Consider the following 14,756-nt stretch of genomic DNA (forward strand, 5'->3'; position numbering starts at 1 on the left):
GTGTTAAACAAGTGAAGATTAATAGATTGCTGAGTGAGGTTTTTGGATGAAGAACGACTTTTGGCACATGCCAACTGGAGAGATTCAGCAAAAATACCGAACAATATGGTTAAGCTATTAAGAGCACACGGAGGATGCCTAGGCGCTAGGAGCTGATGAAGGACGTGGCGAACAACGATACTGCCTCGGGGAGCTGTACGCAAGCTTTGATCCGGGGATGTCCGAATGGGGAAACCCAGCTATCGTAATGGATAGTTATCTCCACCTGAATACATAGGGTGGTTGAAGGCAGACCAGGGGAACTGAAACATCTAAGTACCCTGAGGAAGAGAAAACAATAGTGATTCCGTCAGTAGCGGCGAGCGAACGCGGATTAGCCCAAACCAATCAGCTTGCTGGTTGGGGTTGTGGGACGTCTCACATGGAGTTACAAAGGAACCGATTAGTTGAAGAGGTCTGGAAAGGCCCGCCAGAGAAGGTAAAAGCCCTGTAGTCAAAAGTCTGTTCCCTCCGAGACGGATCCCGAGTAGTGCGAGGCACGTGAAACCTCGTATGAATCCGGCAGGACCATCTGCCAAGGCTAAATACTCCCTAGCGACCGATAGTGAAGCAGTACCGTGAGGGAAAGGTGAAAAGCACCCCGGAAGGGGAGTGAAATAGAACCTGAAACCGTGTGCTTACAAAAAGTCAGAGCCCGTTTTAGGGGTGATGGCGTGCCTTTTGTAGAATGAACCGGCGAGTTACGTTCCCGTGCAAGGTTAAGGTGAAAAGCCGTAGCCGCGGCGAAAGCGAGTCTGAATAGGGCGATATAGTACGTGGACGTAGACCCGAAACCGTGTGATCTACCCCTGTCCAGGGTGAAGGTGCGGTAACACGCACTGGAGGCCCGAACCCACGCACGTTGAAAAGTGCGGGGATGAGGTGGGGGTAGCGGAGAAATTCCAATCGAACTCGGAGATAGCTGGTTCTCCCCGAAATAGCTTTAGGGCTAGCCTCGGAACAAGTAAGTCGTGGAGGTAGAGCACTGATTGGGTGCGGGGCCCGCAAGGGTTACCAAGTTCAGTCAAACTCCGAATGCCATAGACTTGTATTCCGGGAGTCAGACAGTGAGTGCTAAGATCCATTGTCAAGAGGGAAACAGCCCAGACCATCAGCTAAGGTCCCCAAGTGTGTGTTAAGTGGGAAAGGATGTGGAGTTGCACAGACAACCAGGATGTTGGCTTAGAAGCAACCACCATTTAAAGAGTGCGTAATAGCTCACTGGTCGAGTGACTCTGCGCCGAAAATGTAACGGGGCTAAACACACCACCGAAGCTATGGCTTGAATCGACTTCACTGCTTCTTTGAGGTAGTGGAAACTGAATGAACATTTTTGTCAGACTTCTTCTGAAATGAAGGATGACTCAATGCTCTCAGGGGATAGACACACTTCGAAGGCGGAGTGAAGTCGATTCAGGGGTAGGGGAGCGTTGTATGCCGGGTTGAAGGTAGACCGGAAGGACTGCTGGACTGCATACAAGTGAGAATGCCGGTATGAGTAACGAAAAGATCAGTGAGAATCTGATCCGCCGAAAACCTAAGGGTTCCTGAGGAAGGCTCGTCCGCTCAGGGTAAGTCGGGACCTAAGGCGAGGCCGAAAGGCGTAGTCGAAGGACAACAGGTCGAAATTCCTGTACCACCGTAAATCGTTACGAGCGATGGGGGGACGCAGTAGGGTAGTGACGCAGACTGATGGATGTCTGTCCAAGCAGTGAGGCTGATGTGTAGGCAAATCCGCACATCATTAAGGCTGGGCTGTGATGGGGAGTGAAAATTACAGTAGCGAAGGTCATGATCTCAGACTGCCAAGAAAAGCCTCTAGCCAGATGAAGGTGCCCGTACCGTAAACCGACACAGGTAGGTGAGAAGAGAATTCTAAGGCGCGCGGAAGAACTCTCGTTAAGGAACTCGGCAAAATGACCCCGTAACTTCGGGAGAAGGGGTACCCCGGTAGTGTGAATAGCACGAGGGGGTCGCAGTGAAAAGGCCCAAGCGACTGTTTAGCAAAAACACAGGTCTGTGCGAAGCCGCAAGGCGAAGTATACGGGCTGACGCCTGCCCGGTGCTGGAAGGTTAAGGGGAGTGGTTAGGAGCAATCCGAAGCTATGAACCGAAGCCCCAGTAAACGGCGGCCGTAACTATAACGGTCCTAAGGTAGCGAAATTCCTTGTCAGGTAAATTCTGACCCGCACGAATGGCGTAACGACTTGGGCGCTGTCTCAACGAGAGATCCGGTGAAATTTTAATACCTGTGAAGATGCAGGTTACCCGCGACAAGACGGAAAGACCCCATGGAGCTTTACTGCGACTTGATATTGGATTTGGGTACGATCTGTACAGGATAGGTGGGAGCCTAAGAAGCATGAGCGCCAGCTTGTGTGGAGGCAACGTTGGGATACCACCCTGATTATCTAGGTTCTAACTTGGTACCGTGATCCGGTGCGAGGACAGTGTCAGGTGGGCAGTTTGACTGGGGCGGTCGCCTCCTAAAGAGTAACGGAGGCGCCCAAAGGTTCCCTCAGAATGGTTGGAAATCATTCGCAGAGTGTAAAGGCACAAGGGAGCTTGACTGCGAGACCTACAAGTCGAGCAGGGACGAAAGTCGGGCTTAGTGATCCGGTGGTACCGCATGGAAGGGCCATCGCTCAACGGATAAAAGCTACCCTGGGGATAACAGGCTTATCTCCCCCAAGAGTCCACATCGACGGGGAGGTTTGGCACCTCGATGTCGGCTCATCGCATCCTGGGGCTGAAGTAGGTCCCAAGGGTTGGGCTGTTCGCCCATTAAAGCGGTACGCGAGCTGGGTTCAGAACGTCGTGAGACAGTTCGGTCCCTATCTGTCGTGGGCGTAGGAAATTTGAGAGGAGCTGTCCTTAGTACGAGAGGACCGGGATGGACATACCGCTGGTGTACCAGTTGTTCCGCCAGGAGCATCGCTGGGTAGCTATGTATGGAAGGGATAAGCGCTGAAAGCATCTAAGCGCGAAGCCCACCTCAAGATGAGATTTCCCAATTAGTAAGACCCCTTGAAGACGACGAGGTAGATAGGCTGGGGGTGGAAGTGCAAAGAATGCATGGAGCTGACCAGTACTAATCGGTCGAGGGCTTATCCTACAAGCTTCTGAAGGAAAGCTACTTCGAAAGCATATGCTATAAATCGCAAAAAAACGTTTCGTATCTAGTTTTCAGGGAGCAAATCCTTGAGGAGAACCTGACGCTTGTTTCTTGATTCACACTTCCGTGTTGAACCCAAGTAAACGCGAAGAGCGAATGGATTTTCCAAAGATTTTTAAGCCGCATGTCCTTTCTAAGGGCTGATATTTTGCTGGTGAGTATTCACTGAAGATATTACAGCGCAAAAATCACGTTTGGTGGCGATAGCGGAGGGGTTCCACACGTACCCATCCCGAACACGACCGTTAAGCCCTCCAGCGCCGATGGTACTTGGACCGCAGGGTCCTGGGAGAGTAGGACGCCGCCAAGCACAGCACTGAAAACACACTTCCAATAAAATTGGAAGTGTGTTTTGTATATATACTATTAAGCTTTTTGCTTTGTAATAATTATAATTTATTGTAATGCAAATTATTAAAAGTAGTACTGTGTTAAAGTACATGAATGTATAATTCTCCATCAAATCACCTTATAGATGACTTCCCCCAGTTACATCCATATTATGTCCCGTAATAAAACTCGCTTTTTCACTTGCTAGAAAGGAAATAACATTTGCAACTTCTTCAGGTTGTCCCTCTCTCGCCAAAGCACTCATATTTTTCGCATTTTCCTGTCCTTCTTCCGTATGCAGCCAGCTAGCTGTGGAATCAGTATCAATGATTCCTGGCATGACTGAATTGACTGTAATCCCTTTTGGTCCTAATTCTTTGGCGAGTGTAAATGTCATTGTGTTAATGGCACCCTTTGTCATTGCGTAGATCATCATATGTGGAAATGCGATGCGAGTAACACCAGATGACAAATTAACAATTCTGCCATTCGGTGCTATAAAATCAACTAGAGATTGTGTTATGAAATAGGGGGCTTTCACATTTGCGTTAAAAACCTGATCAAATTCAATGAAATTTACATCTCCAAAGCCGCTTGACGTCGCATGCCCGGCATTATGAACAATCGTGTGCAGGGAGATATTACTCTTTTCACGTAACAGTTTTTTGGATTTTTCTATAAACTCTTCAATTCCTTCATTGGAATTAAAATCACCTTGAATCAAAGTTGCTTGTCTCCCACTTAATTCAATTTCTTTTTTTAATACATTCGCTTTTTCTGTATTTTGGTTATAGTGTAACAATAGATTGAATCCATCTTTGGCAAGTTGAAGTGCAACTGCTTTTCCTATTCCTCTAGAGGCTCCTGTTACTAATGCATATTGGTCCATTTTCATCTCTCCTTTTACAAAAAGTGTACAGGTTAACCCTAGGGAAAGGTCAATTACTATGTAGGAAAAATGAAGTTGGAAAGTCGCTTTGATGAATAAAGGTAATCATCCGAGTTTAATATTCGTTCATAAACATATGATTCAGTCATTTCCAACGAGTTATTATTCATGATATCTTTTATCTTCGCTACAGAATCATCTTGATACGGATTGACTTCGTAATAAAACTGCGTTGTTTTAAAACCAAAGTAACTTGTACTATTGAAAGTATTTGATTCTTTACCTTCTATTGGTATAGCGATATTAACAGGAGTTATTTGACTATCTATCAGTTTGTACTTAATAATTTTATCCTTTACCTTTACATTCGATTGTTTCATTATTTCTTCAGCGTTATTAAGCGCTACACATATATTTTCATTTGGTTTCAGATTGTATTCATATACATTCACCGATTCTAAGTACTCATTTATACTCTTTTTAGAATCCATAATTAAATGCTGAAATGTTCCCAATTTTCTATTGTTTGATGGGCATTGTTTATTTTTTCGATTTCCAATCGAGTTTTCTCTTTAATTAAATTAATGATCTCGTCTACCGATCGTTTTTCATAAATCACTTCGCTGATTTCCTCTAAAGTTAACCCAGCTTGTTTTAGTGATTTTATACGTTTAGCAGCCAGTAATTGATTTTTATCATAATACCGATAATCATTGTCCGGATGTATGAATACGGGATTCAATAGATTATGTTGTTCATATACATACAAAGCTTTCCGTGATAAACCCGTTAACAAGCTAAATTCCTTTATCAAAAGCAAATTATCATTCACTAATCAATCACCTATTTTCAAAAGATTGTAGTTAACGAAAAAACAATATCGAACAATGAAGAGCTGAGGAAATCGGACTACTTAAAATCTGTAAAAAGGGCGATTTCTTTTGGGCACAAATTAGCTTTCGCTAATAGATTTTATGTATGAACAAGGTATTTGAGCGATAATAGAGAAGTATACAAAATAATATACGTTATTTATGTGTTCAGAAGGGATATTATTTTATGATTATTATGATCAATGGTGCATTTGGATCAGGAAAAACGACAGCCGCGGAAACTTTGAATAGAAAAGTTCCAAACAGTATGATTTTTGACCCCGAAGAGATTGGTTATATGTTGAGAAAGGTAATACCATACGAGGTGAAACATAAGGAAGAACAGACGGATGATTTTCAAGATTTAGAGTTGTGGAGAACACTTGTTGTCACTTGTGCTAAAGAACTAAAACGAAAATACAACCGTACGTTAATTATACCAATGACCTTATACAAACTCGAGAATTATGAATATGTAAGGAATGGACTTAGGGAAATAGATTCAAATATTTATCATTTTTGTCTTACTGCATCTAGAGATACGATCCATGGTAGACTGAATGACCGAGGAGAAACACCTGGTGAATGGGTCTATCGACAGACGGAACGTTGTATTGCGGCGTTTGAAGATGCACGGTTTGAGATCAAACTTGATACTGATCAGATGAAGCGAGAAGAGGTCGTTAAGACAATCTTAGATCACATTAAAGGAGGGCATGGACATGACATTTATCGAAACTCATATTTATATGGTTAGACATGCAGAATCTATACATATTCACGGAGAGGAACGTTCACGAGGTCTTACGGAGAAAGGGTTAGGGTACGCGAAGTATGTCGCAGATGTTTTCGCCGATCTTCAAATAGACGCTGTGGTCTCAAGTCCTTATAAAAGAGCAGTGCAGACGGTTCAGTATGTAGCGGATCAAAAAAAACTTCCGATCAAAGAATACGAAAATTTGCGTGAACGTTCGATAATTGGAAATGAGTACGAGGAAAAATGGGAGGTCATTCTCCAGGCAATCGAAAAGTCGTTTGATGACAAGGATTACTCACTGCACGGAGGAGAGTCGACAAAGCAGGCACAAGAACGGTCTATTCCTACACTTGAACTTCTTCTAGAACAATATGCAGGAAAACATGTTATCATGGGTACGCACGGAAATATGATGACCATTATGATGAATTATTATGATTCAAATTATGGGTTTCATTTTTGGAAACAAACCACGATGCCGGATATTTATTATTTAATTTTCCGTGAAATGAAGTTGGATAAAGTAGATCGTATGTGGAATACCCCAATACACCAAGAATAAAGGAGAACGGTTGTATGAAAAATAACATCATTAAAGCATATTGTCTTTCTAAAAAGGGAGCAACGGAAGATTACCCTTTTGGTCCTGTACCCCTTGTTGTCAAAATTGGAGGCAAGATGTTTGCTCTTATATCGCTCAATGAGAAACAGGAAGCAACTGATATTTCTCTTAAATGTGATCCCGTAATTGCTGAGAATTTGCGGGAACAGCACGAAGAAGTTGTCCCCGGCTATCACCTCAACAAGAAGCATTGGAACACGATATCTCTTGGGGGAAGTTTATCGCTTGAGGATGTAACATCAATGATTGATCATTCGTATGAGCTGGTACTGAAAAGCCTGACAAAAAAACAACAAGAGCTATTCCTTACTTCCTAGATAGTAAATACGCTTGTAAGAATAAAATGATTTTATGTTTATGGTTTGATCTTCTCAAAAAACGTGATAACAATCTCCACACTACGTATGTTATATCATAATAAGGACCAGCTCTCGGAGAAAAGGACTTCCCGTAATTGTGTAAAGCGGCTTCAAGTCCCTTCAGCACAAGAATGCTTGCTCCGAAACCAGGGGGAAGCCTTTTCGATTTTCAGCCAAAGTTAGTTTTTCTTGCGGCTACTTGATCCAAATCTTTATGAGGATATACCTATCACCTTTGATGATCAAACTTGAACAGCCCGTAATTAAAATCTCAACGTATCATGATCAAACTCTGTCCATAATATCGCTAACAATGACATCAGGAAATAGTTTGGGAAAAGAGGATTAATAAAAGGTTTCCATATCCATAGTACTCATTTTATTCTGTACTCCAGTTTGTCCAGTCTTTTTAGACTATCATTGCAAAACAGCCACCTTTCAATTCTCCTCAAGTTGTACCACTCGATTCCCCTCTAGGTAACCAGCGCATGCGCATCTTCCCATAAGGAAAACGACGTAAGGAATTAGCTTGAATAATAAAGCTTTTAGCGTTTTCGTAAATCGTTCAAGTGAAATAATCGGAGTCTATATCGATAACGTCCCATTATTAACAACCTCTTTACGAGACAGCACACGATGCTTTCAAAGTTCTAAGGAAGACTCTCGGAATGCAAAGAATACTTTATGTGCTAAACTCTTTATGTACTTAATTAAAAACTAAAACTTCTGAGTATAGCTAGTCTTTAGGATGAATTAGTAAAAAAGCGTACGAAGTTGATTCAAGTTATTGGCTACAGCACTTAGGGAGAATAGGGGATAGTATCAATGTAGAGCCTAGGGGGGAATACCTACACTTCCGTGAGCAAGTCATAGTAAAATGGTAGGTCACTCGCAGAATTGGATGCGATCTGCGATTCAGCATAGAAAATACATAATAAAATTGTGCTAAATTCCTAATTCATGCCTATGACGCATTTAGCTAGAGAAATGGAAAGTTTACGTAAAAAGGTATGAGGAAATGATTATCACAGGCAGGACAAAAAGAACGAAAAATCCACGAGACATACGATGATTATTTACTTCAAACCTTTCGTGAATCTAGGAACAGGGTCAGTGCAAAAGTATAAAACCGTAATTCTAATGGAGATAAGGAACAGATCGATTAAAAAGCGATTAATTAGAAGTAATTTTTTAAAAAAATAACAATTATAGACTAAGAAGTAGAAGATAGCTATGAAGTTAATCATATAAAAGGTTGATATCTTTATTTTTCAAAGAATTGTGACAGAATAAATGGATTGATGATAGATTTTGAATATTTTTGATAGAAAATGATTGTTTTTTAATGATTTTATGATACTATAAGAGCTGTCAGGAGGAATGTGAATGCTTACTGAAGAACGATACCGTTTGATTTTAGAACGTTTACAATCACGCGGGGTTGTTAAACTGCAAGAGCTTGTAGAGTTGCTTGGAGCTTCTGAGTCTACAGTTAGAAGAGATCTTATTGATCTCGAAGCCAATCGTTTGCTCAAGCGAGTACATGGTGGTGCTTCACTGATTACACAGAAAAGCACGGAACCTGGTATGGATGAAAAAACATTCAAAAACGTTCATGAGAAAACGAAAGTAGCCAGGCTTGCAGCAGAGCAATTGCAAAATGGAGACTGTATCTATCTAGATGCAGGTACAACTACACTATCCATGATTCCTTATATAGAAGCAGAGAATATAACAGTGGTAACGAATGGTCTGTCTCATGTAGACGCCTTAGTATCAAAAAATATTCGTAGTTACTTGCTTGGCGGTTTGATGAAAACGCATACGAAAGCAGTCGTAGGGAGTATCGCACTTCAAAATATGAATCAATTCCGTTTTGATAAATCATTTATAGGAACGAATGGGATTGATGTAAAGATGGGGTATACTACTCCTGACCCGGAGGAAGCCTTAATAAAACGGAACGCACATTTGTTGTCTGGTGAAACATATGTGTTGGCAGATTCCAGCAAATTTGGTGAGATTACGTTTGCTAAGTTGTTTGACTTAAATGAAGCAACGTTAATTACCGACATGGTACCAGAACCATACAGAGTTCCCATCGGTCAGAAATATAAAGTAATTGAGGGATGAATAATGATCTACACAGTGACACTGAATCCTTCCATTGATTACATCGTGGAAGTAGAACAATTACAGCTCGGTAATTTAAACCGAATGAAACGGGATTTGAAGTTACCTGGAGGGAAAGGGATTAACGTTTCTAGAGTCCTTACCCAGCTTGGTGCAGAGAATACAGCGATGGGATTCCTTGGCGGATTTACAGGTGAATTCATTCGTGATTTCTTAGCCAAGAGCACGGTCGCTTCCGACTTTGTATCTATTTCCGATGATACAAGAATTAATGTGAAGCTGAAGCATGGAGATGAAACGGAAATTAATGGACTTGGACCTGCTATTACGAATGAAGAAGCGCACGCTCTTGTGGCAAAGCTGTCTCATTTGAAAAAAGGCGATATTCTCGTTCTTTCGGGCAGTGTACCTCCTTCTCTCGGCAGTGACTTTTATGAGCGATTGATTCAGGTGTGTAAAGAAGCAGGGGCAGACTTTGTTATCGATACAACCGGAGAAGCCTTGTTAAAAGCTCTGAAAGATAAACCTCTTCTTGTAAAGCCGAATCATCATGAACTGGCTGAACTTTTTGGCGTTACTATTGATACGAAAGAGGATTTGGTCAAATATGGCCGGAAGCTTCTTGAAGAAGGTGCTAAACATGTGCTGATCTCTATGGCGGGTGAAGGTGCATTGTTGATTATGGATAACGAGGTATATCATGCTAATGTTCCTGCTGGTAAAGTGAAGAATTCAGTAGGTGCTGGTGATTCCATGATTGCTGGATTTATTGGAACGTTTGCTCTTACAGGCGATGTACTGAAAGCTTTCCGGACGGGTGTTGCCTCAGGTAGTGCAACTGCGTTCTCCGATGATCTTGCAGTAAAAGAACAGATTGAAACACTGATTCCTCAAGTACAAATTAATGAGTGGAAATAACATACATCATGGGTAAGGATGGTCATTTTTCATCACTTTCCTAAGTTAAAGGAGTGCATATCGTGAGAATTACAGATCTGATGATCAAAGAAGTAATGATAATGGATTTAAAGGCAACAACCAAAGCCGAAGCGATTGATGAACTGATTGCGAGCCTTAACAAAAGCGGACGGATTAATGACCCGAAATTGTTCAAGGAAGCGATCTATAAGAGAGAAGAGCAATCAAGTACGGGGATTGGTGGAGGTATTGCGATGCCGCATGCCAAAACCAAAGCAGTAAATGAACCAACGGTTGTATTTGCAAAGAGTAAAGCAGGTATTGACTTTGATTCTTTAGACGGAGCACCAGCTCATGTATTCTTTATGATTGCAGCCCCAGAAGGAGCAGGAAATACGCATCTTCGTACGCTAGCTGCTTTATCTAAGCTTTTAATTGACGCTGATTTCATCGAGCAATTGATGAATACGAAAACGCCGGATGAAGTAACTGCATTATTTAATGATAAACAACAAGATGAAGAAGCAGAACAAGCGAAAAAAGAAGCTGAAAAAGCAAGTGCTGCTGAATCAGCTCCTGTGGAAACAAAATCAAAAGCAGAAGCAGAAACAAAAGCCAATTCTTCTGAAGATTTTGTTGTAGCTGTTACGGCTTGCCCAACAGGTATTGCTCATACTTTTATGGCAGAAGATGCCTTGCTTAAAAAAGCAAAAGAGATGGGAGTAAATATCCGGGTAGAGACAAACGGAGCAGAAGGAGCGAAAAACGTTCTGACTGAAGATGAAATTCGCCGAGCAAAAGGGGTAATTATCGCAGCTGGTAAAAAGGTTGATCTGGACCGTTTCCATGGAAAACCTGTACTTCAGCGTCCTGTAGCAGACGGAATTCGTAAACCAGAAGAACTAATCACCAAGGCTTTAAAAGGTGATGCGCCTATACTTCAGGCGGATGCTGCATCATCCTCTTCCTCTGCGGACGAAGAAAAGACAAGCATAGGAAGTACGCTCTATAAAAACCTCATGAACGGGATTTCGCACATGCTTCCATTCGTGGTGGGTGGAGGTATCCTGCTTGCCATCTCTTTCTTGATCGAACAAGCAGCTGGAGCAGACAGTCCACTCTTCCAGTTATTACAGACAATTGGGGGCGGGGATGGCGCATTCCACTTCCTGATTCCAGTCCTTGCTGGTTTTATTGCGATGAGTATTGGTGATCGTTCAGCTCTCATGCCAGGTATGGTCGGCGGTTTAATGGCAGTTAATGCAAACGCAGGATTCCTTGGCGGTCTTGCAGCTGGTTTTCTAGCTGGTTATGTGATCCTTGGTCTGCGTAGAGTATTCAAATATTTACCATCCGCGATTGATGGATTGAAATCCATTATGCTTTATCCTGTTTTTGGTCTTCTGATTACCGGTGCAGCAATGTACTACATTCTCTCACCGATTTTCAGTTGGATTAACGTAGGTTTGGTAGATATACTGAATAACCTCGGTACAGGGAACATGGTGCTTCTTGGTGTCATTCTTGCTGGAATGATGTCCGTTGATATGGGTGGTCCGTTTAATAAAGCGGCATATACGTTCTCTATTGGTGTCTTTACTTCCAGCGGGAATGAGAACGGGCTAATGATGGCAGCAGTAATGGCCGGTGGTATGGTTCCGCCTCTTGCGATTGCACTGGCTACGACTTTCTTCAAAAATAAATTTACGGAACAAGAACGTAAATCAGGTGTAACGAATTACGTGCTCGGACTCTCTTTCATTACCGAAGGTGCGATTCCATTTGCAGCAGCAGATCCGCTTCGTGTCCTGACTTCCTGTATTATTGGTTCCGGTATTGCAGGCGGACTAACACAATTGTGGGGAATTAACCTTCCAGCACCGCATGGCGGTATTTTCGTAGCAGCACTTGCTAACCATGCTTTGCTGTTCTTACTAGCTGTACTCATTGGTGCGGTTGTGTCCGGTCTGATTCTTGGATTATGGAAAAAACCAATTGAAGTAAAAGCATAAAATAAATGAATAAATAAACAAAAATGAAGAAAAAAAATCAGAAACCTGGAAGGGAATATCCTTCCGGGTTTTATTTTTTTATAAGGCTAATCCAGAAGCGTGACTTCATCTCCTTCGGAAACCGTACCCGTATGCAGTACAGAAGCATATATACCAAACTGATTATTTCGCTCTGTAACTACCTTCTTAAGCAGAGAAGGATCTCGCATCGCATTTTCTGGATGAATATTAATAATGGAGCATCGTTTACAGGGGCGTTTAATGAGTAAGGTAACATTCTCTCCGATTCGGATCCTTTTACCAAGCCATTGTTCCTCAATAAAAGGAACCTGATCGACAAGCGACAAAACGAAGTTCGGTCGAAATCTGCGTGAATCCACTTCATTATTTCCCCATAGTTTCTCAAGTTGTTTGATGGAAGCATCTGTGACGAGTTGAATAGGTTCCTCTTCGATCGCTCCCAATGGCACATGAGCAGGTGTATACTGGATCGGCACGATTTCTTTCTTATACAATTCCTCTAATTTACGAGTCAGTTCCTCATCGCCAAAGTGATATTTCTGTGCCTGGGGTGTAATGACTTCCACACGCGGGTAATGCTCCTGCACTTCTTGATCTGTAAAATAAGCCTGAAAACCGGCCATTTGTGGCAATTGAGTAATCGTTACATATTGATTCCTATTGGATTTGTGTACAAAGGCATGACTGCGATCCCCATAAAGTCCATACTCCATCACTTGAGTACGGGGTACCCGTTCTCCTTGGAACGATTTTATAGGATGACGTACAATTTCTTTGATCCGGCCGACATACATGGAGTTCACTCCTTCGATTTCATAAAAGGTTGTGCAGGTGGTAGATAACACTTATAGATATATAATAACTTGTTTATGGCATATTTTGGGGTAACAATAGAAGAAAACAGGGAAAGAGGATGTGAATGGGACAAATCGTCTTGAAACCTTATAAAGATTCATGTCATGAACAAGTTGTACAGTTATATCTGGCGGTGACTGCGAAGTAGAAGCATGCGATTTTTTGGTGGCCAGGTCCGGAAGAAAATTACCATAATGTGTACTGCGCCTTCGATGGAGAGATTCTTGTAGGAAAAGGACAAGTCGAAATTATAACCATTCAATCTCAGGATGAGACCGGTGTTTACGAAGGAACGAAAGACGGTATAGTGGAGAGCTATCACCAGATCTATATGAACATAAAGGTAAGACCTGAAGTATCCAATCAGGAGGAAGTGTTCCAGTTACTTTACGGTGCATTATATGAACGTGCGCTTGTCCTCGCTCAAGATCTTCCTAAGACACATTCAGTACAGATTTGTGTAGGGAATCATCAGGCAGAACAGGAGAATTCAGCGCTTTTTGAGAAGCGTAACTTCACTCCAATGTATCGTCAGTATGAGATGGAAAAAGAGCTGAATAGTGTACAGGATACTCCTGATTTACACATTCCTGAACTTCAGTTCATCCAAACTGCACTTGAATCCTCTGATGAAGAACAACGCTATCTTCGTACAGAAAGCACAATATGGCCGGAATATCCGCTTGGATTACATCGCCTTCGTCAGCTAAATGGAAGAACTGATTTCACTAGTTATGCTGCGCTAGATCCGGATGGACAGCTCGTGGGGAGCGTTATGGTATGTCAAGAAAATGAGAATTCAGGTTCCATTGAAGAAGTCTTTGTCGTACCGGCTTGGCGAAACAAAGGAATTGCAACGCATCTTATTCGCTATGGCTTGAATTATTTACAAGAAAAAGGATACGCTACCGCAAGGCTTCAGGCTCAGACCAAAAATGAAAAAGCACTGGTGCTTTATCAATCTCTCGGATTTATGATTTCAGGTGAAGAGCATCGTTATAGAAAAGATCTAATTAAGATTGAACCCCTATCACACGGATAAGAAAATTCTTTCGTTCATAACTATCAAATTATATAATAGTAAAAACTGGATGAACCCGGATTTCCTCCTAGGAAAAAACGGGTTTCTTTATTTTATGGAGGAGGAAGCATATATGGTGTATACAAGGATGGAAACAAAACGCCTAGTAATCCGGGAGTTTGTAGCAGAAGACTGGATGAGTGTGCACCGGTATGCATCGGATGAACGTGTGACAGAACATACTCTTTGGGGGCCGAATAAGGAAGAAGATACAAAAGCTTTTATTCAGTTATGTTTAGAACAACAGAAGGTAGAGGATCGAACCGAGTATTCACTTGCAGTCGAAGAGAAAGAGACAGGAATTCTCGTCGGAGGCTGTAATATCATTTTTATGGGCAACAATGCGGAGATTGGCTATTGCTTTCATCCCGATTATTGGGGGCAAGGTTACGCGAGTGAAGCAGCAGCGGCAATGCTGCAGTATGGTTTTGAACATCCAATAGTGCACCGGATTTATGCCACATGCCGTCCTGGTAATACCGGTTCAAGTAAGGTAATGACTCGAAATGGAATGACACAGGAGGGATTGCTACGTGAGCATGTATTTTACAAAGGGAAATATCACAGTTCATTCTTGTTTTCTATTCTGAAGCAAGAGTATCAGAGTCTTATAAATCGATAAATGTGTGCGAGTTTTTACTCATTTCATCAGGAGTTTCGCAAGGTTCCTGACATGAAAACATAAACTTTGTC

Annotated in this window: 12 protein-coding genes and 2 rRNA genes; 10 read left to right on the plus strand and 4 right to left on the minus strand. The window is 42.1% G+C overall.

Going from position 1 to position 14,756, the window contains the following annotated elements; genetic code table 11:
• Positions 1-107: 107 nt before the first annotated feature.
• Together ACWPWY_RS05410 and rrf are read left to right on the plus strand one after the other, a co-directional pair.
• A 23S ribosomal RNA gene (locus ACWPWY_RS05410) occupies positions 108-3,154 on the plus strand.
• 253 nt (positions 3,155-3,407) lie between these two features.
• Positions 3,408-3,524: ribosomal RNA gene (rrf, locus tag ACWPWY_RS05415) — 5S ribosomal RNA — on the plus strand.
• 159 nt (positions 3,525-3,683) lie between these two features.
• Here the strand turns inward: rrf and ACWPWY_RS05420 are convergent.
• Genes ACWPWY_RS05420 through ACWPWY_RS05430 form a run of 3 tightly spaced genes read right to left on the minus strand, consistent with a single transcriptional unit; the run spans position 3,684 to position 5,265 of the window.
• Positions 3,684-4,433: an SDR family NAD(P)-dependent oxidoreductase gene (locus ACWPWY_RS05420; protein ID WP_454190724.1), complete on the minus strand. Its 750-nt coding sequence runs from the start codon at positions 4,431-4,433 to the stop codon at positions 3,684-3,686.
• Between the two features lie 56 nt (positions 4,434-4,489).
• Positions 4,490-4,885: a hypothetical protein gene (locus ACWPWY_RS05425; protein ID WP_454190725.1), complete on the minus strand. Its 396-nt coding sequence runs from the start codon at positions 4,883-4,885 to the stop codon at positions 4,490-4,492.
• Between the two features lie 41 nt (positions 4,886-4,926).
• Complete coding sequence (locus ACWPWY_RS05430) at positions 4,927-5,265, minus strand: MerR family transcriptional regulator (protein WP_454190726.1); 339 nt, start codon at positions 5,263-5,265, stop codon at positions 4,927-4,929.
• A 227-nt stretch (positions 5,266-5,492) separates the two neighbouring features.
• Between ACWPWY_RS05430 and ACWPWY_RS05435 the strand changes: the two genes are divergently transcribed.
• The 6 genes from ACWPWY_RS05435 (at position 5,493) to ACWPWY_RS05460 (ending at position 12,106) form a co-directional block, all read left to right on the plus strand.
• On the plus strand, positions 5,493-6,062 hold the full coding sequence (locus ACWPWY_RS05435) for an AAA family ATPase (RefSeq protein ID WP_454190727.1): 570 nt from the start codon (positions 5,493-5,495) through the stop codon (positions 6,060-6,062).
• Positions 6,028-6,624: a histidine phosphatase family protein gene (locus ACWPWY_RS05440; protein WP_454190728.1), complete on the plus strand. Its 597-nt coding sequence runs from the start codon at positions 6,028-6,030 to the stop codon at positions 6,622-6,624. The genes ACWPWY_RS05435 and ACWPWY_RS05440 overlap by 35 nt, the downstream gene beginning before the upstream one ends.
• 14 nt (positions 6,625-6,638) lie before the next feature.
• Entirely contained in the window at positions 6,639-7,001 is a 363-nt protein-coding gene (locus ACWPWY_RS05445; protein ID WP_454190729.1) for an MmcQ/YjbR family DNA-binding protein, read from the plus strand.
• A gap of 1,428 nt (positions 7,002-8,429) precedes the next feature.
• Positions 8,430-9,176, plus strand: coding sequence for a DeoR/GlpR family DNA-binding transcription regulator (locus ACWPWY_RS05450; RefSeq protein ID WP_454190730.1), 747 nt, complete (start codon positions 8,430-8,432; stop codon positions 9,174-9,176).
• Positions 9,177-9,179: 3 nt separating this feature from the next.
• A complete protein-coding gene (gene pfkB / locus ACWPWY_RS05455; RefSeq protein WP_454190731.1) occupies positions 9,180-10,094 on the plus strand; it encodes a 1-phosphofructokinase in 915 nt (304 codons plus the stop codon).
• 62 nt (positions 10,095-10,156) lie between these two features.
• On the plus strand, positions 10,157-12,106 hold the full coding sequence (locus ACWPWY_RS05460) for a PTS fructose transporter subunit IIABC (protein WP_454190732.1): 1,950 nt from the start codon (positions 10,157-10,159) through the stop codon (positions 12,104-12,106).
• Between the two features lie 86 nt (positions 12,107-12,192).
• On the opposite strand, the gene ACWPWY_RS05465 is transcribed toward ACWPWY_RS05460, so the two are convergent.
• Entirely contained in the window at positions 12,193-12,921 is a 729-nt protein-coding gene (locus tag ACWPWY_RS05465; RefSeq protein WP_454190733.1) for an MOSC domain-containing protein, read from the minus strand.
• A gap of 257 nt (positions 12,922-13,178) precedes the next feature.
• Between ACWPWY_RS05465 and ACWPWY_RS05470 the strand changes: the two genes are divergently transcribed.
• Positions 13,179-14,024 carry a GNAT family N-acetyltransferase gene (locus tag ACWPWY_RS05470; protein WP_454190734.1) on the plus strand — a complete coding sequence of 282 codons (846 nt, stop codon included), beginning with the start codon at positions 13,179-13,181 and terminating at the stop codon, positions 14,022-14,024.
• 112 nt (positions 14,025-14,136) lie between these two features.
• Entirely contained in the window at positions 14,137-14,685 is a 549-nt protein-coding gene (locus tag ACWPWY_RS05475) for a GNAT family N-acetyltransferase (RefSeq protein WP_454190736.1), read from the plus strand.
• The last annotated feature ends 71 nt before the right edge of the window (positions 14,686-14,756 follow it).

Source organism: Paenibacillus sp. Marseille-Q7038 (assembly GCF_965111595.1).

Coding starts and splice junctions, on each gene's coding strand:
- ACWPWY_RS05465 (WP_454190733.1), bottom strand. CDS start 12,921: ATGTATGTCGGCCGGATCAAAGAAATTGTACGTCATCCTATAAAATCG.
- ACWPWY_RS05440 (WP_454190728.1), top strand. CDS start 6,028: ATGACATTTATCGAAACTCATATTTATATGGTTAGACATGCAGAATCT.
- ACWPWY_RS05445 (WP_454190729.1), top strand. CDS start 6,639: ATGAAAAATAACATCATTAAAGCATATTGTCTTTCTAAAAAGGGAGCA.
- ACWPWY_RS05475 (WP_454190736.1), top strand. CDS start 14,137: ATGGTGTATACAAGGATGGAAACAAAACGCCTAGTAATCCGGGAGTTT.
- ACWPWY_RS05420 (WP_454190724.1), bottom strand. CDS start 4,433: ATGGACCAATATGCATTAGTAACAGGAGCCTCTAGAGGAATAGGAAAA.
- ACWPWY_RS05450 (WP_454190730.1), top strand. CDS start 8,430: ATGCTTACTGAAGAACGATACCGTTTGATTTTAGAACGTTTACAATCA.
- pfkB (WP_454190731.1), top strand. CDS start 9,180: ATGATCTACACAGTGACACTGAATCCTTCCATTGATTACATCGTGGAA.
- ACWPWY_RS05435 (WP_454190727.1), top strand. CDS start 5,493: ATGATTATTATGATCAATGGTGCATTTGGATCAGGAAAAACGACAGCC.